This window comes from Pseudomonas frederiksbergensis (genome assembly GCF_003732665.1).
GTDB lineage: Bacteria > Pseudomonadota > Gammaproteobacteria > Pseudomonadales > Pseudomonadaceae > Aquipseudomonas > Aquipseudomonas frederiksbergensis_G.
The window spans coordinates 626,575-648,092 of record NZ_MOBP01000012.1 but is presented as its reverse complement, the minus strand read 5'-3'; the positions used below and the strand labels follow the sequence as shown (position 1 = coordinate 648,092).

Genomic DNA, 21,518 nt, shown 5'->3' with positions numbered 1-21,518 from the left:
ACTCAAACACCTGCACCAACAGGAATCGGCACTAAAGCATTCGCCTGCTTTTGCGTTATCTCTAAACGCACCAGCGGCATGCGCCATTGAGTACAGGAGATTCAGCACCGTGAGTAACAACAAGAGGTATGTCTTGGGTTTGGCTTTGGCCGTGTTATCGGCAAACGCCGCCGCCGAGCTGCCTCACCACTCGATTCTGAGCCGTTATGGCATGACGCCCGATGAGTTGCCGAAACCGGCAGCCATCGAAACCCAGGCACCTGTTGAAGAGAAAAGCCGCTTCCAGATTCAGCCGGAGCAGCCGTGGGCCACTGTGCGAATCGGCGATGGGAATAAGCCGCCAGTGACCGGCAATATCAGTATCGATAACTCGGTGCAGCAGGAATTTGACCGGTGCCAGAAGTTGCGGGCGGAGATGATCAAGCGTGGGGATCGCTATGTCGTCTGCGATACCAGTGTTCCGGGGATGCCTTGATTTTTGTGTTGATTTGAATGGCCCTTTCGCGGGCAAGCCCGCTCCCACAGGGGAATGCATTCCAAATGTGGGAGCGGGCTTGCCCGCGAAGAACGATAACGCGGTCTTCAGTCTTCCGAACGAACCGTCGCCACATCATCAGCCTTGACCTTCACCTTGGCCCCGGAAATATCTTCGAATTCATAGAACCCGTCCTTGGTTTTGGTTTTCGGCATGTCCTTGGTCAAATACTGGGTGCCGTTCTGCAGGGTCACCACGGTCGGCGTTGAGCAACCGGCCAGGGCCAGGAAGGCTGCAACGGCCAGGGGCAGGCCCAGGGTCTTGATATTCATACTTACCTCCATGATCAAAAAATTCAGCGCTATGGCGGTTGGTGCCGTGGATCGCCGGAAAGTTCGATGGTCAGCACAAAAATGCCGGATTAGACGCGCCGCCCATCCTTTTCCGTTTGCACCGTACCGTGGGTAGCTGGTATCTGTACGCATAACCAGTACTCGCTTGCCAGTGGCCCATTTTCCCGTGATTGCAAACCCGCTCGACGACCCGTTCTATTACTTGAACAACTTCATGCAAGTGCTTGATTGGCTTGAGCATCGCTATGCCGATGTGTTGAGCCCGGAGGAACAGTGCTTTATCGAGGCGTTCAAACGACTGCCCCGGGAGTCCCGCGCACTACTGGTGCGGATGGTGATGCGCAAGGGTTTGCATTTTCGGGCTGGCAAGCTGCATTACGTCGAGATCGGTGACATCGCCTGGGCCGCCGGCCCGTTGCTGGAATTGGGCTGGATCGATGAGCAATCGCCGTTATTAATAGAAGAACTGTTCGACGTATTGCTCAAGGCCGAAATCCTGCAATGCCTGGGGCATGCCATCGACCAGCCCAAAGGCAAGAAGACCGAGTGGCTGCCGCTGCTGAGCGAACAGTTTTCCGAGTCTCGGCATTTCCGTGAGTGGTGCCCGACCCTGGATGACCGCTTGTTCAGCCTGACCATCATGGGCCTGTGTGATCGCTTGCGCCTGATGTTCTTCGGTAATCTCTATCAGGACTGGTCGGAGTTCGTACTGGCCGATCTGGGCATCTTTACCTACGAAAAAGTCGAATTCTGCGCTGACTCCCGAGGCCTGCGCAGCCGCGAGGACGTGGATGCCTGTGTGTTTCTGCACGCGTGTCAGCAGCGCTTCGAAGCGGGTGAAGAGGTTGGCGCCGTTGTCGAGCAGATCAACGCCCTGGTGCTGGACAATCCCTGGCTGCAACGCCGGCGGGGCAAATTGCTGTTTCAGATTGGCCAATACTGCGAACGTATGGCCGATTTCCCCACCGCGCTGGGAATCTACCGTGAATGTGCTTATCCCGGCGCGCGCCTGCGCTTGATTCGGGTGTTGGAGCGTTGCGCTGAATACGCCTTGGCGCTGGAACTGGCGATCCGCGCCGAGCTATCGCCGGAAAACGCCGCCGAACAACAGCAATTGCTGCGGGTGCTGCCAAGGCTGCGGCGCAAGTTGGGCGGGCCGCCGATCAAACGCGCAGGCCCCCGGGTCATGGAGCGCCTGGACCTGCAATTGCCCCGCACCGATCTGGCGCTGTCGGTGGAGTATTACGTGCAGGCGCATTTGGCCGAAGAAACGGCGCCGGTGCATTACGTCGAAAACAGCTTGATCAACTCGCTGTTCGGCTTGCTCTGTTGGCCGGCGATCTTCGCGCCGTTGCCGGGGGCGTTTTTCCACCCGTTCCAGCGTGGGCCGGTCGACCTGCTTAATGAAGACTTCCACGGTCGTCGCGCCGAGCTGTTCCAGGCGTGCCTCGCCGAACTGGATAACGGGCGCTACCGCCAGACCATTCGCGAGCGTTACGTGGCCAAGTGGGGCGTGCAGTCGCCGTTCGTGTTCTGGGGCGCGTTGAGCGAGGAACTGCTCGAACAGGCGCTGGACTGTCTGCCGGCCGAGCACCTCAAGCACTGGTTCAATCGGCTGTTGCTGGACATCAAGGCCAACCGCGCGGGCATGCCGGACCTGATCCAGTTCTGGCCGCAAGAAAAAACCTACCGCATGATCGAAGTCAAAGGCCCCGGCGATCGCCTGCAAGACAACCAATTGCGCTGGATCGAGTTCTGCCACGAACACCAGATGCCGATTGCCGTGTGCTACGTGCAATGGGCGGAGCAGAGCGCTTGAGCTACAGCATTGCGGTGCGGGCGTTGTGTGAGTTCACCGCCAAGGTCGGCGACCTCGACCTGCGCTTCACCCCCTCGCCAACGGCGCTGGAGGGCATCGTCGGCCATCGCACCGTGGCTTCACGGCGCAATGACAAGTACCAGAGCGAAGTCGCGCTGGAAGGCCTGTATCAAACGTTGAGGGTAAAGGGCAGGGCGGACGGCTACGACCCGGCGCAAAACTGCCTGGAAGAAGTCAAAACCTATCGCGGCGACCTGAGCAAACAACCGGCCAACCACCGCCAGTTGCATTGGGCCCAGGCCAAGATCTACGGCTGGCTGATGTGCCAGAAGCTGCAACTGGAACAGATCAACCTGGCGTTGGTGTACTTCGATATCGTCAGCGAAAAGGAAACCTGCTTGGTCGAGGGTTTCAGCGCCGATGAGTTGCGGGGGTTCTTTGAGCACCATTGCCGGTTATTCCTGCACTGGGCCGAACAGGAAATGGCTCATCGCGAGGCCCGTAACCAGGCGGCTCAAGTCTTGACGTTTCCCCATGCCGGGTTTCGTCCAGGGCAACGGCATCTGGCGGAGTCGGTGTTCAAAGCCGTCAGCACTGGCCGTTGTCTGATGGCGCAAGCGCCCACGGGGATCGGCAAGACAGTTGGCACGCTGTTCCCGATGCTCAAGGCCCTGGCGCCGCAGCAACTGGACAAGGTGTTCTTCCTCACGGCGAAAACCCCGGGGCGCAAACTGGCACTGGACGCGGCGCAGGTGATCCTCGACAGCGCCACCGCGCCGCCGCTGCGCATCCTGGAGATGATCGCCCGGGACAAGGCCTGCGAACACCCGGACAAAGCCTGCCACGGCGAATCCTGCCCGTTGGCCCAGGGCTTCTACGATCGCTTGCCCGCTGCGCGCCAGGCTGCAAGCCGGGTCAGCCTGTTGAACCAGAGCGCCTTGCGCGACGTGGCGTTGCAACACGACGTTTGCCCGTATTACCTGAGCCAGGAAATGGCCCGTTGGGCGGACGTGGTGGTCGCCGACTACAACTATTACTTCGACTTCAGCGCCTTGCTGTTCGGTCTGGCCCAGGCCAACAACTGGCGGGTCGCGGTGCTGGTGGACGAGGCGCATAACCTGGTGGAACGCGGTCGGCAGATGTACAGCGCCAGCCTCGATCAGGCGACCCTCAACACCGTGCGCAAAACCGCGCCTGAGCCGCTGAAAAAATCCCTGCAACGGGTCAACCGCGAGTGGAACGCCCTGCATGACCTGCAACTGAGTCCCTATCAAGCCTATGACAAGGCCCCGGAAAAACTCCTGCAAGCCTTGTCTTCGTGCAGCGCGAGCATCGGCGACTACCTGAATGATCATCCCCAAGGCCTGGACAGCGCCTTGCAGAATTTCTACTTCGATATGTTGCAGTTCGGCCGGGTGGCGGAGCTGTTCGATGAGCAGTTCCTGTTCGACATCAGCAAGCGCGACCTGGAGCGCAAACGCAACCTGTCGCAACTGTGTCTGCGCAACGTGGTGCCCGCCGGGTTTATCCGCCCGCGCCTGACCGCAGCGCGCAGCACCGTGCTGTTTTCCGCGACCCTGAGCCCCCGGCATTACTACGCCGACCTGCTCGGTACGCCGCCGGATACCGTGTGCATCGACGTCGAGTCGCCGTTTCATGCCGAGCAGTTGCACGTCAGTATCGTCAGCCAGATTTCGACCCGTTTCGTGCACCGTCAGGCATCTCTGGGGCCGATCGTCGAGCTGATTGCCCGGCAGTTCAGCGAGCGCCCCGGCAACTACCTGGCGTTTTTCAGCAGCTTCGATTATTTGCAGCAAGTGGTGCAGTTACTGGCCGAGCGGCATCCGCACATTACCTTGTGGTCGCAATCCCGAGGCATGGCCGAGAGCCAGCGCCAGAACTTCCTCGACCAATTCACCACCCACAGCCAGGGCGTTGGCTTCGCGGTATTGGGCGGCGCGTTCGGCGAAGGTATCGACCTGCCGGGTGCGCGGCTGATCGGCGCCTTCATTGCCACGTTGGGGCTGGCGCAACTCAATCCGGTCAACGAGCAGATGAAACACCGCATGGCGGCGATTTTCGGTGCCGGCTACGACTACACCTATCTGTACCCCGGCGTGCAGAAAGTGGTGCAGGCCGCCGGGCGGGTGATCCGCACCCAGCAGGACCAGGGCGTGGTGATGCTGATCGATGACCGCTTTGGTGAGAGCAAGGTCAGGCAGTTGCTGCCGCGCTGGTGGTCTGTTCACCCAGCAGGCGCAGCCATTCAGCGGCAAAGCGATGACAGTCCCCTGGCCAGCGAGCGGTAAGCAACTGACGGTCGCGAACCACGAAGCCGCGTTCTGGCTTGTCCGCCGAATCGCGCTTGGACAACCATGGGCCGCGCTGGAAGTCCGCCGGTTTGCGAAGGGCCGCCCGCACTTCGGCTTCGACGCTGTCCCGGTAGGTGCGGTAATAACGCCCCAGCCACAGGCCCGTGAGGAACCAGGCCGGCATTTCCATGGTGCTGGCCACCAGCGCCGTGACCTTGTACCCATCGATCACCGGGCGCCCGGTGGCCGGGGCCAGGGTGCGGGCCAGCAACAGCACGCCGTGGCACACGGCGGCCACCGGTTTGTCGGTCTGGAAAAAGTGCCGGGCAATGCGCCGGGCCTGGCCGGACTCCAACAAGCTGCGCATGCCCTTGGCGTGACCGCCGGGGATGAGCAATCCGGCAAACTGCGCCGGGTCGACATCGGCGTAGGCCAATGGCTGGAGGAAGGCTTCGTCCTGGATCATTTGGGCGTAGCGGGCAAGGTCGGATTTACGTGTCATCAGGACCGGATTCAACAGGCCAAAACCCTTGTCCACCAGCCGTGGGTCGGCGTAGGCAGGCAACCCTTCGGGCGTGGCGAAACGCACCTCGATCCCGGCCTGGCGCATGGCCTGCCAAGGCACGCTGCTTTCGGTCGGGTCGTAATCGCGGGTCGGCAACAGAATCAGAATCATCGAGGGCGTTTTCCTTGGCCGGAGGTGGCTGCTGGCGTCGAGAATAGAAGCTCTGTGACCATCACTCCACCCAGAACTTCCAAACCCAGGATTTGTCTTTCCAATCGCGCGGTTTATCGCATACTCCATGAAACAACAATGCCGGGATGGATCAATGAGTGGTGATCGGACAAAAACCAGTGCTATCGAGGACAGTCGATTCCGGCTGTTGATCGATGCCGTGGTGGATTATGCGATCTACATGATCGACCCCGATGGCATCATCACCAGTTGGAACGCCGGGGCCAAACGCTTCAAGGGCTATGAGGAAGCGGAGATTCTCGGCGAGCATTTTTCGCGTTTCTATACCGAACCGGATCGTCTGGCCGGGCTGCCCCAGCGGGCCCTGGACACGGCGATAACGGAAGGACGCTTCGAAGGTGAAGGCTGGCGGGTGCGCAAGGACGGCACGCACTTCTGGTCCCATGTGGTGATCGACCCGATCATCGACCCTTCAGGCAAGTTGCTCGGTTTCGCCAAGATCACCCGCGACCTCACCGATCGCAAGATGGCCGAGGAAACCCTCAAGCAAAGCGAGCAGCAGTTTCGCCTGCTGGTGCAGAGCGTCACCGACTACGCCATCTACATGCTCGATGCGAGCGGACACCTGACCAACTGGAACCTTGGCGCCCAGCGCATCAAGGGCTACCGCCCGGAAGAAGTGATCGGCAAGCATTTTTCGATGTTCTATACCCCCGATGACCGCGAAGCCGGCGAACCGCAGCGGGCGCTGGAGACGGCGACGCGTGAAGGTCGATTCGAAAACAAGGCCTGGCGCGTGCGCAAGGACGGTACGCAGTTTTTCGCCCATGTGGTGGTGGACCCGATCTGGGGCGAAACGGGGACGCTGCTCGGCTTTGCCAAGATCACTCGGGACATCACCGAAGTAACCCAGGCCCAGCATGCCCTTGAGCAAACCCGCGAAGCGTTGTTCCAGGCGCAGAAAATGCAGGCCATCGGGCAACTCAGCGGCGGCATCGCCCATGACTTCAACAACCTGTTGACGGTGATCCTCGGCAATCTGGAAATCGTGCGTAAACGGGTGGGGGACGAGCCGAAGATCATTCGCTTGCTGGACAACGCCACCCAGGGCGCCCTGCGCGGCGTGTCCCTGACCCAGCGCATGCTGGCCTTCGCCCGGCGCCAGGAGCTCAAGACCGAATCGGTCGAGATACCGGCGCTGATCCAAGGCATCACCGGACTGTTGCGCAGTTCCCTGGGGCCTTCGGTAGCCCTTGAGACACGCTTCGCCCCGGATCTGGAACCCGCCATCGCTGACGTCAACCAGCTCGAACTGGCGGTGCTGAACCTGGCGACCAACGCCCGGGATGCCATGCCCCATGGCGGGAAAATGGTCATCAGCGCCAGGACCGAGGTGGTCATCGATCCGGCCCGGTCATCCTTGCCCGTGGGCCGCTACGTGTGCCTGTCGGTCACCGATACGGGAGAGGGCATGGACTTGACGACGTTGGCGTCGGCCACCGATCCGTTCTTCACCACCAAAGGCGTCGGCAAGGGCACTGGCCTGGGGTTGTCGATGGTCCACGGCTTTATCGCGCAACTGGGTGGACGGTTCATTCTCAAGAGCGAGAAGGGCGTTGGCACCATCGCCGAGCTCTGGCTGCCTGTCGCGACCCCAGGCTCGGTCGCCAAACCGACGATCGAGGTCCCGGCCATGTCGCCGGTCCCGGGCCTGTCCGTACTGGTGGTGGATGACGACACTCTGGTGCTGACCAGTACCAGCCTGTTGCTTGAGGACCTGGGCCACCGGGTGATCAGCGCCGCTTCCGGCGCCCAGGCACTGGAAGCGTTCGACAGCGGTCAAACCATTGATCTGGTGATCACTGACATGGCCATGCCGAAAATGAATGGCGCGCAACTGGCGCAGGCGATCCGCAACCTGAAGCCGGATCTTCCGATCATTCTAGCCACCGGCTACGCCGAACGCCTGGAAGGCTTCGTGACCGAACTGCCGCGCCTGTCCAAACCCTTTACCCAAGTGCATCTGGTGGAAATCATTTCCCAGGCGATGAAATGACGGGCCTTCAGTTGGCCCGATCCAGCTGAACTTTGCCCATTCATGGCTCTTCTAAACGTTTTCCACTCTGTGCGAGAACGTCGTGCCAAGAATTTTGACCGAACCCACGGCTGAAGAAGCCCTGACTGAACACAACGCCAAGATGTTCGGTTCGCCCAAGGAACGCCTGGATTTTTATCGCCGGGAAATCCAGTACGAAACTAGCATCCTGGCCAACCGCACTGATGCCTACCTGGCGGCGCAATCATTCCTGGTGATTGCCTTCGCGTCCTGCATGGCCAACCTCAACCCGGAATGGGGCAAGCTGTTTACGCTGGTGGTGCCGCCGTTCCTGGCGCTGCTGGGGGTACTCAGCTCATTGAACGCCTGGCCGGGGATTCGTGCTGCCTACGACATCATCGATCACTGGCACTTCAAACAGAGCCAGTTGCTGAGCAGCGAACCGTTGATGGGGTTGGCTTACGACGAGTCGCCGCTGTTCGCCGAAACAGAATCGAGCCACAAGGGCTATCGCAAGTCATTGCTGTTTTCGGTGCGCACGCCATGGATTTTCGCGACGTTCTGGATGTTGTTGGGGAGTTATGCGTTTTACATCCAGGTCACCAATCCTGGGGCTTAGGAGAAAGGCAGTTGTGGCGAGGGAGCAAGCTTCCTCGCCACAGGTTTCTCGCCACGCTTGCGATCAAGCCGCCAGATTGGCCGCCGCCATTTCCTTCTTGTATTGCACCTTGAGCATTTCCATCTGCTGGCCCAGCTCATCAAGCGTGGTTTTGCCCAGCAGCTTTTTGGCCTGGGGGAACATCTCGGTTTCTTCTTCCTCGATGTGGTGTTCCAGCAATTCCTTGACCACCTTCACCCGGCCGGCGAATTCGGGGGTGGAAGGGTCGGTGACTTTAAGGTCCGGCAGCACCAGGGAATCCACGGTGCGGTGTTCTTCCTTGGCTTCGTAATACATGACGTCCTGCTCCTTGCCACCGGCCTTTTTATACGCCGGGTACAGCACTTCCTCTTCCAGACGCGTGTGGATGGTGATCTCCATTTCCAGTTTGCCGATCAACTCCACGCGTTTCTTGATCGCGCGGTCGGTGGATTCGCTCAACTGGCTCAGGATGCCTTTCACGCGTTCGTGATCGGCTTTCAACAGGTCAATGGCGTTCATGGTCGATCCTCTATTCAAGTCACGGGACAGCGCAGACGATCGGGGTGTCGTCAGTCGCCTACAGTGCTGGAGCATTTCCCGTGCCTGATTTCGACCATGCATAAAACAAATGAAAAACAACAGGTTATAGGAGCTGTCAGGTTTTTTTGCCGTGCAAGGTGCATGAATTGACGGTGGCGCTCAGTGCAGATCGAGCGAATCGAAACTGCCACCCGCCGCTTTCGAACGCAGCGCGGCCAGGGTCTGCGCCGACGGAAACTCTTCTTCAATCAGCCGCAAATGATCAATCGCTTCCTGGAACTTCAGATCAGCCTTTTGGCGCAACGCCTGGTATTGGGTGAATAACTCGGCATCCAGCTCGGCTTTTTCCAGCAGTTCAAATGCCTCCCGGCTCAGCAGATGCGCTTCTTCGAACAACAGACGATTGCATTCCAGTGCGAAGTTGCGGCGAGCCTCTGGGTCTACTGGGTTTAACGGGGCGGAGAAGTACTTCATAGCGTTCACCTTGAAAAAAGGGGTAGCCACAAGGGCTGGATAATCGTGTGACCGCTGGCCGTGATTGGAAATTTCATTCTTTTCAGGCGCAAAAATGGATGGATGCATAGGGGGCTATCGTAAAAAGTCATCAGGATTTTTGATTATTCAGCCGTTCGTATCGGGCCAGCATCGGTTGGGTGCTGATGCCATGGATCAGAATGCTCAGGGCGACCATCGACAGGGTCAGGTCGGTACACAGCGTCGCCACGGCGGGCGGGAGGTCGTGGTTCAAGGCGTAGAACAGGTAGTAGAAACTGCCGATACCGCGAATGCCGAACCAGCCGATCAAGGAACGTTGCCGCCCATCGAGCAAGCGCCCCCAAGGGATCAGCCACACACTCAAGGGGCGAATCACGCAAAACAGCACCAACGCCATCACCAGTGCCCGCCAGTCCCAATGCGCCACCAGCACCACGCCGAGCAAGGTCACCAGGAACACTTCCATGGCCCGTTCCACCAAGCTGCCGAACGCCAGCATGTCGCCCATCATGATGCCGGCCGCGACCTGGGTGTCTTCGAGGTTTTCCACATCACCATGCACCGCTGCTTCGGGCTCGACGTTCTGGTGATTGACCAAAGGTTGCACCAGGTGCTCGGCCGGGGTCTGGGTGTCGCCGGTGGATTTGACCTCAGCCTGACGCAAACCCAGGCCGGCAGCGAACACCGAGAGAAAACCGTAACCGTGGATCGATTCCGCCGCCACATAGGCCAGGGCAATCAGCGCCAGCGTCAGGTAATCATTGGGGGAAAAGGTGCTGTCGGCATTGCGGATGCGCATCGACAAGGTCACGCGTCCGATGCCGTGGCCCATCCAGTAACCCGTGAGCAAACCGGCGGGGACCGCCCATAACAGGCTTTTCAACGCCCAGCCGTTGAGCCAGGCGCTGGAATCGCCCGGCTGTTGCAGAAACAGCAAACCAAGGATCACAAACGGAAACGCCACCCCATCATTGAGGCCGGCTTCACCCGACAGCCCGAAACGCACCGGATCGTAATCCTTGGCGTCGTTGACCTGCACCAGCGACGCCAATACCGGGTCGGTCGGCGCCAGGATCGCGCCGATCAGCATCGACGGTCCCCACGCCAGGTCAAAGCCGTAATGCAACAACAGGCACACGCCAAGGATGGTCAGCACCATCACCGGCCCGGCCAAACCGAAGGCGATGCGCCACTTGCGATCCTTGAACGGCAGGCGCAATTTCAGCCCGCAGACGAACAAAGAAAAGAGCACCGCGACTTCCGTCAGGTGCTCCATCCAGTTCGCCGCGTCCTTGATGTCCAGATTGAGCAAACCCATGCCAGACGGACTGATGGCCACCCCCAGCGCCAGACACACCGCCGAGGTGGTGACTGGCATCCAGCGCAGGAACGACGAAGTCAGCGCCAGTGTCAGCAGCACCGCGCCCAGCACGGCCATCCACAAAATAAAGCTCATGCTGGACACTCGCTGGGTGGGGGCACGGGCAGGCCTATGAAGTGTTGGGTTCTGGAATCGGCGCCAGGTTCCATTTAAAGAATCGGCTTGCCGCCCGTAACCCCATAGCGCTGGCCGGTGATGTAACTGGCTTCGTCCGAGGCCAGCAACACATAGATCGGCGCGACTTCCACCGGTTGGCCGGGACGCCCGAGCGGTGTTTCGCCCCCGAAGTTCTGTACCTCTTCGTCGGTCATGGTCGAGACGATCAGCGGCGTCCAGATCGGCCCGGGAGCGACGCTGTTCACCCGAATGTTCTTCGGCCCGAGCATCTGCGCCAGGCCACCGGTGAAGTTGGCAATCGCGCCTTTGGTGGTGGCGTAGGGCAGCAGGGTGGGCTTGGGCATGTCGGAATTGACCGAACTGGTGTTGATGATCGAACTGCCAGGCTTCATGTGTTTCAGCGCGGCCTGACAGATTCGGAAAATCGCGGTGATGTTGACGTCGAAGGTCATCACCCATTCTTCGTCGGGGATCTCTTCGAAATCCTTGTGGGTCATCTGGAACGCGGCGTTGTTGACCAGCACGTCGATGCGACTGAAACGCTCGACGGTCTGGCTGACGATGGCCTGGCACTGGGCTTTTTGCGCCAGGTCCCCCGGCAACAGCAGGCATTGGCGCCCGGCCTGTTCGACCCAACGGGCGGTTTCCTCGGCGTCTTCGTGTTCATTCAAGTATGAGATGGCCACGTCGGCGCCCTCACGGGCGAAGGCGATCGCCACGGCGCGCCCGATGCCGCTGTCACCCCCGGTAATCAGGGCGATTTTGCCATCCAGGCGACCGGAACCCTTGTAACTCTGCTCGCCGCAGTCGGGATACGGGTCCATTTTCTTTTGCGAGCCGGGTACGGATTGCGGCTGTTTGGCGAAGGGAGGTTTTGGATAGTCAGTCATCATCGGTCTCCGGTCTCAAGGCAAAAAAGGCGAGGGCGGTTGCCGCTCCTGGAAGGTTGACCCTGGCTTTTTGCGAGGAGTTCGGTTGGATGTTCACCGAGGGAATGTTTCGTTGGCCATGGCGGGAGGGGGTTAACTAAACAGGAAGTTCGAGGGCGCGCGCGAAGTTGACTATTTAATTTCTTAATACGACTCAGTGCGAGCCTAATACTTATAGGTCGTGTTCAGTTCTGTACAAGTTAAAGCGCTTGACCGTCTTAAATCCGAACTGTATTTTTACAGCCGATTTCCACTGAGACGCGGTAAGGTAAGCATGGAGCTATCCAACGCAATTCCAATCTTCAAGATTTCTTCTGAAAAACTGGCTCGCGAATACTATGTGGATTGTCTGGGGTTTTCGATAGACTGGCAGCATCGACAAAACAATTATCCCGCCTATTTACAAGTCAGTCGGGGTTCATTGGTCCTGCATTTAACGGAACATGAAGGTGATGCCGAACCCGGGGCGACGATATTGATACCGGTCAATGGCCTCGATGCATTGTATGGCGAACTTAAGTCCAGGCTGCCGGCCAATAAGCTTTCACTATTAACGTCAAGCCAAAGTCAGGTGCTTGAGTTGGATGATCCATTTGGCAACCATATAAGATTTGTCAGCCAGCAAAATCGTAATCACTGAAACGCTGCAGCTTTGGCTGCAGCGTTTTTTTATGTTAGCACTTTTTATTTCAGTACTTTTCTCGCCACGAAAACAGCCCGGCGATTATGCACGGACGCCAGCGAATAAGTCACATGGAACGCCGTCAGCAAACGACTGGTTGCTTCGATGTGTGTTTGGACCCAGGCGTAGTCTTCAATGCATTCAAAAATCAACAATCCATCATCGCTGCATAATTCCCAGGCTTTCTGGAACAAGTCGGCGAAGGATCGACTGTCTTTGTCGGAATAACCGAAACCAATACCGGCCCATACCACGCAAGGGTACTGCGGTAACTTAAGTGCTTCCGTACGAATATCGCCAACACTGAAAGTGGTATGGGAATAATGGCCGTATTTCTCTTTGGCATCACGAATGGCATGGGGGGAAATATCAATGCCGTGGTAAGCCCTGTTGCGATTGATCGCGCCCCTGAGTCCGCCGACATAGCAGCCGATATCAAGGATGTGCTCGCAATCATATTGTTCGATCAAGCCCGATATCACCGAATAACGAGCGGCCAATGTGTTATCGGACAAGTAATCGTAAGCGCCCTTGGTGTGGGCCTCATCCTGGCGCTCCGGATCAGCCGTGAGCGACTCGCGCTCGTCGTCTGACAGCCTCTCTTTCTGTGTAACGCTCATACCTTCTCCTTGGTTTCAGGCAAATGGAACACGAAAATCGCAGGTACACCGACGACTTGGCTCAGCAACAACAACTTGAAATTTGGCCGGCGAATCTGGCGTTACACGGTTTGCTGGGCCAGATTCGATTTTGCTTTGGGTTGTTTTTCCGGTGACAACTGAGACAGCAACGTGCCAACCAATATAAGTGCGCAGCCGACGATTTCCTTTGGTCCCAGCGATTCACTGAGAATCAGCCATCCGGCAAATGCGGCAAACACCGATTCAATACTCAGAATGATTGCACTGTGCGCGGCTTTAATATGGCGTTGGGCAAGGATTTGCAGGGTGAATCCGATAGCGACCGATAATACGCTGCCATACAGGAGAGGGATGGCGGCGTTATTAACCATGTCCAGAGAGACAGGTTCGATGGCAATGGCGATGGCCAACGAAAGAACGGCGCATGTTCCCGACTGCACAATGGCCAGTCTGATAGAAGGCAGTCGATGTCCGAATGTTGAAAGTGCAATGAGTTGGAAAGCCCAGAAGAAAGCACTTGCCAAGGTCAATAAGTCACCCGGATTGACATTGAAGTTGCCATGGACACTCAGCAGGTACAAGCCAACGGTTGCCATGGCGACACCCAGCCATACGCCCACGGAATATCGATGACCTAAAAAGCTGCAGAGGATAGGCACCAGGGCGACATACAATCCGGTGATAAACCCGGTATTAGCGACCGATGCATATTTAAGGGCTATCTGTTGCAGGTTGATGCCGCCGAACAATATCAAACCGATGAGAATACCCGCTGACCAATCTTTCCACGAAAGCGTCCGGTTGGTCTTTTCAAAAAACAGCAGGGGAATGATAAGCAGCGTGCCTAAGGCAAAGCGCAATCCGGTAAACCAGAAGGGGCCGATTGAACTCATGCCTATCTTTTGCGGAACAAACGCACACCCCCAAATGACTGCCGCCGCCAGCAACAGCACATTTGAGGTGATAACTTTTCTGTCCATAGAAACCTGCGCCTTCCATCCAAGAGGTGGCTGATTATAAGCAGGCTACTTGTTTGGTCAATGGGGGTAATTATGAATGTTTCTTTGCCGCGAGAAGCTCAAAGAGAGAATAGCCTTTAGAATTAACGTTTTGGATCCAATCGCTGGGTATATACTTTTTTTGCATATGCTAATGGCGATATTCGAGTGTTTATTTATTACCCCTGTAGGAGCGAGGCTTGCCCGCGAAGACGGTGTGTCAGTCACCATCATCATCGACTGACACTACGCTTTCGCGGGCAAGCCTCGCTCCTACAGGGGGTGGGTCAGGCTTTCAGGCTGCGCTCCATCCGCGCAATGCCTTCTTCCAGCAATGCCCGAGGGCAGCCGAAGTTCAGGCGCACGAACTGTTTGCTGTGATCGCCAAAGTCCAGCCCGGCGCTCAAACCGACCTTGGCCTGTTCCAGGAAGAACCGCTGCGGATCCTCCAGCCCCAGCGCCGAGCAATCGAGCCACGCCAGGTAAGTGCCTTGGGGTACGTTCATGGTCACGCCCGGCAACCGGGTACGCACCGCGTCCAGCAGATAGTCTCGGTTGCCATGCAGGTACGCCATCAGCCCGGCCAGCCAAGGCCCGCCTTCGGTGTAGGCCACGCGGGTGGCTTCCATGCCCAGCGGGTTTACGCTGTCGACCAGGCCGCAACGAGCGTGGTTGACCCGGGACAGCAGCGCCGCATCCTGAATGATCATGAACGAGGTCTTGAGACCGGCGATGTTGTAGGCCTTGCTCGCCGACATCAGGGTGATGGTGCGTTTGGCGATTTCCGGGCTCAGGGATGCGGTAGGAATATGCACGCGCACGTCGTAGCACAGCTCGGCGTGGATCTCGTCGGAGATGATCCAGGCGTCCTGTTCCACGCAGATATCGGCCACCGCTTGCAGTTCTTCCCGGGGGAACACTTTGCCCAGCGGGTTATGCGGGTTGCTCAGCAGCAGCGCGCCACCGCCGATCAGGGATTGGCGTAAGGCGTCGAGGGGCGTGGCGTAGGAGCCGTCGGCCTGGGCGATAAATTCCAGCTCGACCTTGTTCAGCCCCCAGTGACCCGGTGCATGGCGCAGCGGCGGGTAGTTCGGCGTTTGCACCACCACGTTCTGCTGCGGTTCGAGCAGCGCATTCAGCGCCATGTTGAACCCCGATTCCACGCCGGGCAGGAACACCAGCTCCTGAGGCAGCACGCGCCAGGCGTATTTATTCCAGAGGTCGGCGACGATGGCGTCGCGCAAGCTGTCCGGGGCCACGCTGTAGCCGAGCAACGGATGTTCCAGGCGTTTTTGCAGGGCCTGGATAATCACCGGTGGCGCGGCGAAATCCATGTCCGCGACCCACATCGGCAACACGTCGGCCGGGTAGCGGCTCCATTTGGTACTGCCGGTTGCGTGGCGGTCGAACACCTGGTCGAAATCGAAGGTCATGCGCGGTCTCATAGAAGGCAGGGTTAATCACGGCGGCCATGATAAGCCTCAACCCTCACCTCTGGTGATCCCAGGCAAAAATATTCAGCACTGATTGAACACACAAATCCCTGTGGGAGCGGGCTTGCTCGCGAAAGCGGTGGTTCAGTCAGCAAAAATGTTGAATGTAAGACCGCATTCGCGAGCAAGCCCGCTCCCACAGGGGAGGCTCTGTGGGGTGCCGACGGTCGGTTTTCATATTTGAACTTATAACCCTGGCCTAAAGTTTGAAGTACCGGCCGCCTCGCTGCCGCAACCGTGTTTGTCCAGAAAAACAGGAGTGCACGATGGACCTCAACCGTCGTCAGTTCTTCAAGGTCGCCGGTATCGGCCTTGCGGGCTCGAGCCTCGGCGCGCTGGGCATGCTGCCCACGCCGGCCTTCGCCGAGCAAGTGCGTCATTTCAAACTCGCCCACACCCATGAAACCCGCAACACCTGCCCGTACTGCTCGGTGGGTTGCGGCTTGATCATGTACAGCCAGGGCGACCAGGCCAAGAACGTCGCCCAGAGCATCATCCATATCGAAGGCGACGCCGATCACCCGGTCAACCGCGGCACCCTGTGCCCCAAAGGCGCGGGCCTGCTGGACTTCATTCACAGCCCCAGCCGCTTGCAGTACCCGCAAGTACGCAAGCCTGGCAGCAGCGAATGGACACGCATTTCCTGGGATGAAGCCCTGGACCGTGTGGTCGACCTGATGAAGACCGACCGCGACGCCAATTTCATCGAGAAAAACGCCAAGGGCGAAACGGTGAACCGCTGGCTGACCACCGGTTTCCTCGCGGCCTCGGCGGCGTCCAATGAAGCGGGCTACATCACCCACAAGGTGATTCGCAGCCTGGGCATGCTGGGGTTCGATAACCAGGCGCGTGTCTGACACGGTCCGACGGTGGCAAGTCTTGCCCCGACGTACGGCCGTGGTGCCATGACCAATACCTGGACCGATATCGCCAATGCGAACTTGATCCTGGTAATGGGCGGCAACGCAGCAGAAGCGCACCCTTGCGGCTTTAAATGGGTGACCGAAGCCAAGGCCCACAACAAGGCCCGGCTGATCGTGGTCGATCCGCGCTTCACCCGCACCGCGTCCGTGGCCGACTATTACGCGCCGATCCGCACCGGCACCGACATCGCCTTCATGGGCGGGTTGATCAATTACCTGCTGACCGAGGACAAGATCCAGCACGAATACGTGCGCAACTACACCGACGTGTCATTCATCGTCAAAGCCGGATTCGGCTTCGAGGACGGGATTTTCAGCGGCTATGACGCGGAAAAACGCCTGTACACCGACAAGTCCGGTTGGGGCTATGAACTGGGCGAGGACGGTTTTGCCAAGGTCGACCCGACCCTGCAAGACCCGCGCTGCGTCTATCAACTGATGAAAACCCACTACAGCCGCTACAACATCGACCTGGCCAGCCAGATCTGCGGCATGCCCGTGGACGCGATCAAGAAAATCTGGGAAGAAATCGCCACTTGCTCGACACCGGGCAAAACCATGACGATTCTCTACGCCCTGGGCTGGACCCAACATTCCATCGGTTCGCAAATCATCCGCAGCGCGGCGATGGTGCAACTGCTGCTGGGCAATGTCGGCATGCCCGGCGGCGGGGTCAACGCCTTGCGCGGGCACTCCAACATCCAGGGCCTGACCGACCTCGGTTTGCTCTCCAACGCGCTGCCCGGCTACCTGACCCTGGGCGTAGATGCCGAGCAGGATTACCAGGCCTACATCACCAAACGCACGCAAACGCCATTGCGGCCGGGGCAGTTGTCCTACTGGCAGAACTACAGCAAGTTCCACGTCAGCCTGATGAAGTCCTGGTACGGCAACAACGCCACGGCCGAGAACAATTGGGCCTACGACTACCTGCCCAAACTCGACATCCCCAACTACGACATCCTGAAAATGTTCGACCTGATGGGCCAGGGCAAGGTCAACGGCTATATGTGCCAGGGCTTCAACCCGATTGCCGCGTTGCCGGATAAAAACCGGGTGATGGCAGCGCTGGCCAAGCTCAAATGGCTGGTGGTGATGGACCCTCTGTCCACCGAGACCTCGGAATTCTGGAAAAACGTCGGGCCGTACAACGACGTGACCAGTGCCGACATCCACACCGAAGTCATCCGCCTGCCGACCACGTGTTTTGCCGAAGAGGACGGTTCGCTGGTCAATAGCAGTCGCTGGCTGCAATGGCACTGGAAAGGTGCCGACGGGCCGGGGGAAGCGCAGACCGACATCAAAATCATGGGCGAATTGTTCTTGCGCCTGCGCAAGCGTTATCAGGCTGAGGGCGGGGCTTATCCCGATCCACTGCTGAAACTGTCGTGGCCGTACAAAATCCCCGACGAACCATCTCCAGAAGAACTGGCCAAGGAAATCAACGGCAACGCCACCGTCGATTTCACCGATGCCACCGGCGCGGCGATCAAGGGCAACGCGCAACTGGCCGGGTTCGGCCAGCTCAAGGACGACGGCAGCACCGCGTCCGGCTGCTGGATTTTCTGCGGCAGTTGGACCGAAACCGGTAACCAGATGGCCCGTCGCGATAACAGCGATCCATACGGCATGAAGCAACATTTGGGATGGGCCTGGGCCTGGCCAGCCAATCGGCGGATTCTCTACAACCGCGCTTCGGCGGACGTACAGGGCGAACCGTGGGACGAGAAAAAACGCCTGGTGTGGTGGAACGGCAAGGCCTGGGGCGGCACCGATGTGCCGGACTTCAAGGTTGACTCGGCACCAGAGGCCGGGATGAACCCGTTCATCATGAACCCCGAAGGCGTGGCGCGGTTCTTCGCCGTGGACAAGATGAACGAAGGGCCATTCCCCGAGCACTACGAACCGTTCGAAACTCCGATCGGCATCAACCCGCTGCACCCCAACAACAAGAAAGCCACCAGCAACCCGGCGGCGCGGATCTTCGATTCGGTGTGGGACACCCTCGGCGTGGCCAAGGATTACCCCTACGCCGCGACCAGTTATCGGCTGACCGAGCATTTCCACTTCTGGAGCAAGCACTGCAAGCTCAACGCGATTGCCCAGCCGGAGCAATTCGTCGAGATCGGCGAGGTGCTGGCCAAGGAAAAAGGCATCGTGGCTGGCGACAAGGTGCGGGTCAGCAGCAAGCGCGGCTTTATCGAAGCGGTGGCGGTGGTGACCAAGCGTATCCGGCCGTTGCAGGTCAACGGCCAGGTGGTGCACCACATCGGTATCCCGCTGCATTGGGGGTTTACCGGGTTGACGCGTCACGGTTACCTCACCAACACCCTGGTGCCGTTCCTCGGTGATGGTAATTCCCAGACCCCGGAATCCAAGTCATTCCTGGTCAACGTGGAGAAAGTCTAAATGGCCAGCCAAGACATCATTGCCCGCTCGGCCACCACGACAGTGCCGCCGTCGGCACGTAACCAGGAAGAAGTGGCGAAGCTGATCGACACCACCAAATGCATCGGCTGCAAGGCCTGCCAGGTCGCCTGTTCGGAATGGAACGAACTGCGCGACGACGTCGGCCATAACCTCGGCACCTACGACAATCCCCAGGACCTGACCTCCGAAACCTGGACGCTGATGCGCTTTACCGAGCATGAAACCGACGCCGGCAACCTGGAATGGCTGATCCGCAAGGACGGCTGCATGCACTGCGCCGAGCCCGGTTGCCTGGCGGCGTGCCCCAGCCCCGGGGCGATCATCAAGCACGCCAATGGCATCGTTGATTTCGACCAGGACCATTGCATCGGCTGCGGCTATTGCATCACCGGTTGCCCGTTCAACATTCCGCGCATCTCGCAAAAGGACCACAAGGCCTACAAGTGCACGCTGTGTTCGGATCGGGTCGCCGTGGGCCTGGAACCGGCCTGCGTGAAAACCTGCCCGACCGGCGCCATCGTCTTCGGCACCAAGGAAGACATGAAGGAACACGCCGCCGAACGCATCGTCGATCTCAAGAGCCGTGGCTTTGAAAACGCCGGTTTGTACGACCCGGCCGGGGTTGGTGGCACCCATGTGATGTACGTGCTGCACCACGCCGATACGCCGCAGATTTACGCCGGGCTGGCGAAAGATCCTGAAATCAGCCCGTTGGTGGGCTTGTGGAAAGGCGTGAGCAAACCCTTGGGCTTATTGGCCATGGGCCTGGCGGTGGTGGTCGGATTTTTCCATTACGTGCGCATCGGGCCGCAAATTGTGGAAGAGGATGAGCTGCCACCGTTCAAGGACCCGGCGGTGCACGAAGTCGATCCGTCGGTGCACACCTTTGATCCGCGCGGGGAGGACAGACCATGATCCGCAAGCAGATCCTGCGCTACACCGCCAACCAGCGCACCAATCACTGGCTGGTGGCGATCCTATTTTTCATGGCCGCGCTCTCGGGGCTGGCGCTGTTTCACCCGGCGCTGTTCTGGCTGAGCAATCTGTTTGGCGGCGGGCCGTGGACGCGGATTCTGCATCCGTTCATGGGCGTTGTGATGTTTGTGCTGTTTCTCGGTCTGGTGTTCCGCTTCTGGACTGCCAACTATTTCATCCGCAACGATGGGCTGTGGCTCAAGCGCATCGACCGGGTGATCCAGAACGAAGAAGAAGGCGTGCCGCCGATTGGCAAGTACAACCCTGGGCAGAAGCTGCTGTTCTGGACGTTGCTGTTGTGCATGTTAGGGTTGTTGTTCACGGGGTTGGTGATCTGGCGCGCGTATTTCAGCGTGTATTTCGGCATCACGCTGATTCGCTGGGCCATGCTGCTGCATGCGCTGGCGGGGTTTGTGCTGGTATTGAGCATCATCGTGCACATCTACGCCGGAATCTGGATCAAGGGCTCGATCAGCGCCATGGTCCACGGTTGGGTCAGCCGCGCCTGGGCGAAGAAGCACCATGAACTGTGGTATCGGGAAGTGACCCGCGACGAAGACCCCGACCGACCGATCAGAAAAGGATAAGCACGTGGCGACGATTCTTGAGCCAGGCGAGATTGAAGCGGCGGCGAGTTCACCGCCGTTTCTGCATTTGCCACCGCGCAACCTGTTTACCTTGCGGGCGCTGGGGCTGGAGCGGTTAGCCGAGGGGCATCCGCTGGCCGATTACCTGCGGCTGGTGGCCGGGTTGTGTCATCTGCAACAGGAAATGCTGGATGACCTGCCGGTTGATGAGCTGCCAGACGCCGAACGATTGAATGTCTGCCAGCAGCACGGTTTACCGCCGTTCGCCGCCGACAGCCTGGTGCGCGAGGGTGAATGGCTGCCGTTTCTGTACGCCTTGTTGCTGCGCTATAAGCCACCGCCACAAACGGCGGTCAAAAGCGCGATCAACACGCTGCTGGGTGCCAATCCCGGACAGCTCAAGGCTTGGGGCGTTGCGTTGGTCAGCGGTCAATATTCGTTATTGCCGGCCGAAGTGGTGCCATTCCTCGGCGCTGCCCTGCAAGTTGCCTGGAGTCACTGGTTGCTGGACACGCCGAACCTCGACCTCAAGCCCGGCGACAGCCTCAGCCAATGCCCGGCCTGTGGTTCGCCGGCCATGGCCGGGGTGATTCGCCATCGCGGCAAGTACAACGGTTTGCGCTATCTGGTGTGTTCGCTGTGCGCCTGTGAATGGCACGTGGTGCGGGTCAAGTGCGTGTATTGCGAACAGAGCAAAGGCCTGGAGTACGTCAGCCTCGACGATGATCGCCACGCGGCGAATCAGGCGCCGTTGCGGGCGGAGGTCTGTCCGGGGTGCAACAGCTACCTGAAATTGCTCTACCTGGAAAACGATGCCGAAGCGGAAGCGCTGTCCACCGACCTGACCAGCCTGCTGCTGGATATGCGGCTGGAGCAGGAAGGCTATCAACGCCTGGCGCCGAATCTGCTTTTAGCGCCCGGAAGCGATTAACCCCAGCGTCTACACTCAGGCGCGACGGTCCATTGCTTTCGGGT

19 protein-coding genes are annotated in these 21,518 nt (G+C 59.0%); 10 read left to right on the top strand and 9 right to left on the bottom strand.

From position 1 onward, the window contains the following. Positions 1–109 precede the first annotated feature (109 nt). The gene (locus BK665_RS20150; protein WP_123408380.1) at positions 110–475 is read left to right on the top strand and encodes a hypothetical protein; all 366 of its coding nucleotides are present in this window, start codon (positions 110–112) and stop codon (positions 473–475) included. A gap of 107 nt (positions 476–582) precedes the next feature. Here BK665_RS20150 and BK665_RS20145 read toward each other — a convergent pair whose 3' ends face one another. After that, positions 583–807: a YgdI/YgdR family lipoprotein gene (locus tag BK665_RS20145; RefSeq protein WP_123408379.1), complete on the bottom strand. Its 225-nt coding sequence runs from the start codon at positions 805–807 to the stop codon at positions 583–585. A 172-nt stretch (positions 808–979) separates the two neighbouring features. Between BK665_RS20145 and BK665_RS20140 the strand changes: the two genes are divergently transcribed. Both BK665_RS20140 and BK665_RS20135 read left to right on the top strand, forming a co-directional pair. Then, a complete protein-coding gene (locus tag BK665_RS20140; protein WP_311198554.1) occupies positions 980–2,647 on the top strand; it encodes a VRR-NUC domain-containing protein in 1,668 nt (555 codons plus the stop codon). Continuing rightward, entirely contained in the window at positions 2,644–4,956 is a 2,313-nt protein-coding gene (locus BK665_RS20135) for an ATP-dependent DNA helicase (RefSeq protein WP_123408378.1), read from the top strand. The genes BK665_RS20140 and BK665_RS20135 overlap by 4 nt, the downstream gene beginning before the upstream one ends. Here BK665_RS20135 and BK665_RS20130 read toward each other — a convergent pair. Next, entirely contained in the window at positions 4,862–5,635 is a 774-nt protein-coding gene (locus BK665_RS20130) for a type 1 glutamine amidotransferase domain-containing protein (RefSeq protein WP_123408377.1), read from the bottom strand. The two genes, BK665_RS20135 and BK665_RS20130, sit on opposite strands and share 95 nt — an antisense overlap. 154 nt (positions 5,636–5,789) lie before the next feature. On the opposite strand from BK665_RS20130, the gene BK665_RS20125 reads away from it, so the two are divergent. Both BK665_RS20125 and BK665_RS20120 read left to right on the top strand, forming a co-directional pair. After that, the gene (locus BK665_RS20125) at positions 5,790–7,712 is read left to right on the top strand and encodes a hybrid sensor histidine kinase/response regulator (RefSeq protein ID WP_123408376.1); all 1,923 of its coding nucleotides are present in this window, start codon (positions 5,790–5,792) and stop codon (positions 7,710–7,712) included. A gap of 82 nt (positions 7,713–7,794) precedes the next feature. After that, positions 7,795–8,331, top strand: coding sequence for a hypothetical protein (locus BK665_RS20120; protein ID WP_123408375.1), 537 nt, complete (start codon positions 7,795–7,797; stop codon positions 8,329–8,331). 63 nt (positions 8,332–8,394) lie between these two features. Here BK665_RS20120 and BK665_RS20115 read toward each other — a convergent pair whose 3' ends face one another. The 4 genes from BK665_RS20115 to BK665_RS20100 form a co-directional block, all read right to left on the bottom strand. Further along, positions 8,395–8,871 carry a PA2171 family ribosome-binding persister protein gene (locus BK665_RS20115; protein WP_123408374.1) on the bottom strand — a complete coding sequence of 159 codons (477 nt, stop codon included), beginning with the start codon at positions 8,869–8,871 and terminating at the stop codon, positions 8,395–8,397. 180 nt (positions 8,872–9,051) lie between these two features. Then, positions 9,052–9,474 (bottom strand): hypothetical protein, encoded by a 423-nt coding sequence (locus BK665_RS34920; protein ID WP_259699635.1) that lies wholly within the window; start codon positions 9,472–9,474, stop codon positions 9,052–9,054. Positions 9,475–9,496: 22 nt separating this feature from the next. Further along, on the bottom strand, positions 9,497–10,843 hold the full coding sequence (locus BK665_RS20105; RefSeq protein WP_123408373.1) for a cation:proton antiporter: 1,347 nt from the start codon (positions 10,841–10,843) through the stop codon (positions 9,497–9,499). Positions 10,844–10,917: 74 nt separating this feature from the next. Continuing rightward, on the bottom strand, positions 10,918–11,775 hold the full coding sequence (locus BK665_RS20100; protein WP_123408372.1) for an SDR family oxidoreductase: 858 nt from the start codon (positions 11,773–11,775) through the stop codon (positions 10,918–10,920). A gap of 313 nt (positions 11,776–12,088) precedes the next feature. On the opposite strand from BK665_RS20100, the gene BK665_RS20095 reads away from it, so the two are divergent. Then, positions 12,089–12,454, top strand: coding sequence for a glyoxalase superfamily protein (locus BK665_RS20095; RefSeq protein ID WP_123408371.1), 366 nt, complete (start codon positions 12,089–12,091; stop codon positions 12,452–12,454). Positions 12,455–12,498: 44 nt separating this feature from the next. Here the strand turns inward: BK665_RS20095 and BK665_RS20090 are convergent, their stop codons facing one another. From BK665_RS20090 to BK665_RS20075, 3 genes are all read right to left on the bottom strand, one after another. Next, positions 12,499–13,116, bottom strand: a complete 618-nt coding sequence (locus tag BK665_RS20090) for a methyltransferase domain-containing protein (protein ID WP_123408370.1) — start codon at positions 13,114–13,116, stop codon at positions 12,499–12,501. A gap of 101 nt (positions 13,117–13,217) precedes the next feature. Then, the gene (locus BK665_RS20085) at positions 13,218–14,117 is read right to left on the bottom strand and encodes a DMT family transporter (RefSeq protein WP_123408369.1); all 900 of its coding nucleotides are present in this window, start codon (positions 14,115–14,117) and stop codon (positions 13,218–13,220) included. 305 nt (positions 14,118–14,422) lie between these two features. After that, a complete protein-coding gene (locus BK665_RS20075; RefSeq protein WP_123408367.1) occupies positions 14,423–15,568 on the bottom strand; it encodes a MalY/PatB family protein in 1,146 nt (381 codons plus the stop codon). A 326-nt stretch (positions 15,569–15,894) separates the two neighbouring features. Between BK665_RS20075 and fdnG the strand changes: the two genes are divergently transcribed. The 4 genes from fdnG to fdhE are packed head-to-tail and all read left to right on the top strand — an operon-like array spanning position 15,895 to position 21,474. Then, positions 15,895–18,960, top strand: a complete 3,066-nt coding sequence (gene fdnG, locus BK665_RS20060) for a formate dehydrogenase-N subunit alpha (RefSeq protein WP_148053244.1) — start codon at positions 15,895–15,897, stop codon at positions 18,958–18,960. Further along, positions 18,961–19,896 carry a formate dehydrogenase subunit beta gene (gene fdxH / locus BK665_RS20055; RefSeq protein WP_123408364.1) on the top strand — a complete coding sequence of 312 codons (936 nt, stop codon included), beginning with the start codon at positions 18,961–18,963 and terminating at the stop codon, positions 19,894–19,896. It abuts the gene before it with no gap. After that, positions 19,893–20,543, top strand: coding sequence for a formate dehydrogenase subunit gamma (locus tag BK665_RS20050; protein WP_123408363.1), 651 nt, complete (start codon positions 19,893–19,895; stop codon positions 20,541–20,543). Before fdxH ends, BK665_RS20050 begins: the two co-directional genes overlap by 4 nt. Before the next feature lie 4 nt (positions 20,544–20,547). Further along, positions 20,548–21,474, top strand: coding sequence for a formate dehydrogenase accessory protein FdhE (fdhE, locus tag BK665_RS20045; protein ID WP_123408362.1), 927 nt, complete (start codon positions 20,548–20,550; stop codon positions 21,472–21,474). The last annotated feature ends 44 nt before the right edge of the window (positions 21,475–21,518 follow it).

Coding starts and splice junctions, on each gene's coding strand:
- BK665_RS20125 (WP_123408376.1), top strand. CDS start 5,790: ATGAGTGGTGATCGGACAAAAACCAGTGCTATCGAGGACAGTCGATTC.
- BK665_RS20085 (WP_123408369.1), bottom strand. CDS start 14,117: ATGGACAGAAAAGTTATCACCTCAAATGTGCTGTTGCTGGCGGCGGCA.
- fdxH (WP_123408364.1), top strand. CDS start 18,961: ATGGCCAGCCAAGACATCATTGCCCGCTCGGCCACCACGACAGTGCCG.
- BK665_RS20090 (WP_123408370.1), bottom strand. CDS start 13,116: ATGAGCGTTACACAGAAAGAGAGGCTGTCAGACGACGAGCGCGAGTCG.
- BK665_RS20095 (WP_123408371.1), top strand. CDS start 12,089: ATGGAGCTATCCAACGCAATTCCAATCTTCAAGATTTCTTCTGAAAAA.
- BK665_RS20100 (WP_123408372.1), bottom strand. CDS start 11,775: ATGACTGACTATCCAAAACCTCCCTTCGCCAAACAGCCGCAATCCGTA.
- BK665_RS20075 (WP_123408367.1), bottom strand. CDS start 15,568: ATGACCTTCGATTTCGACCAGGTGTTCGACCGCCACGCAACCGGCAGT.
- BK665_RS34920 (WP_259699635.1), bottom strand. CDS start 9,474: ATGCATCCATCCATTTTTGCGCCTGAAAAGAATGAAATTTCCAATCAC.
- BK665_RS20105 (WP_123408373.1), bottom strand. CDS start 10,843: ATGAGCTTTATTTTGTGGATGGCCGTGCTGGGCGCGGTGCTGCTGACA.
- BK665_RS20145 (WP_123408379.1), bottom strand. CDS start 807: ATGAATATCAAGACCCTGGGCCTGCCCCTGGCCGTTGCAGCCTTCCTG.
- BK665_RS20130 (WP_123408377.1), bottom strand. CDS start 5,635: ATGATTCTGATTCTGTTGCCGACCCGCGATTACGACCCGACCGAAAGC.
- BK665_RS20115 (WP_123408374.1), bottom strand. CDS start 8,871: ATGAACGCCATTGACCTGTTGAAAGCCGATCACGAACGCGTGAAAGGC.
- BK665_RS20050 (WP_123408363.1), top strand. CDS start 19,893: ATGATCCGCAAGCAGATCCTGCGCTACACCGCCAACCAGCGCACCAAT.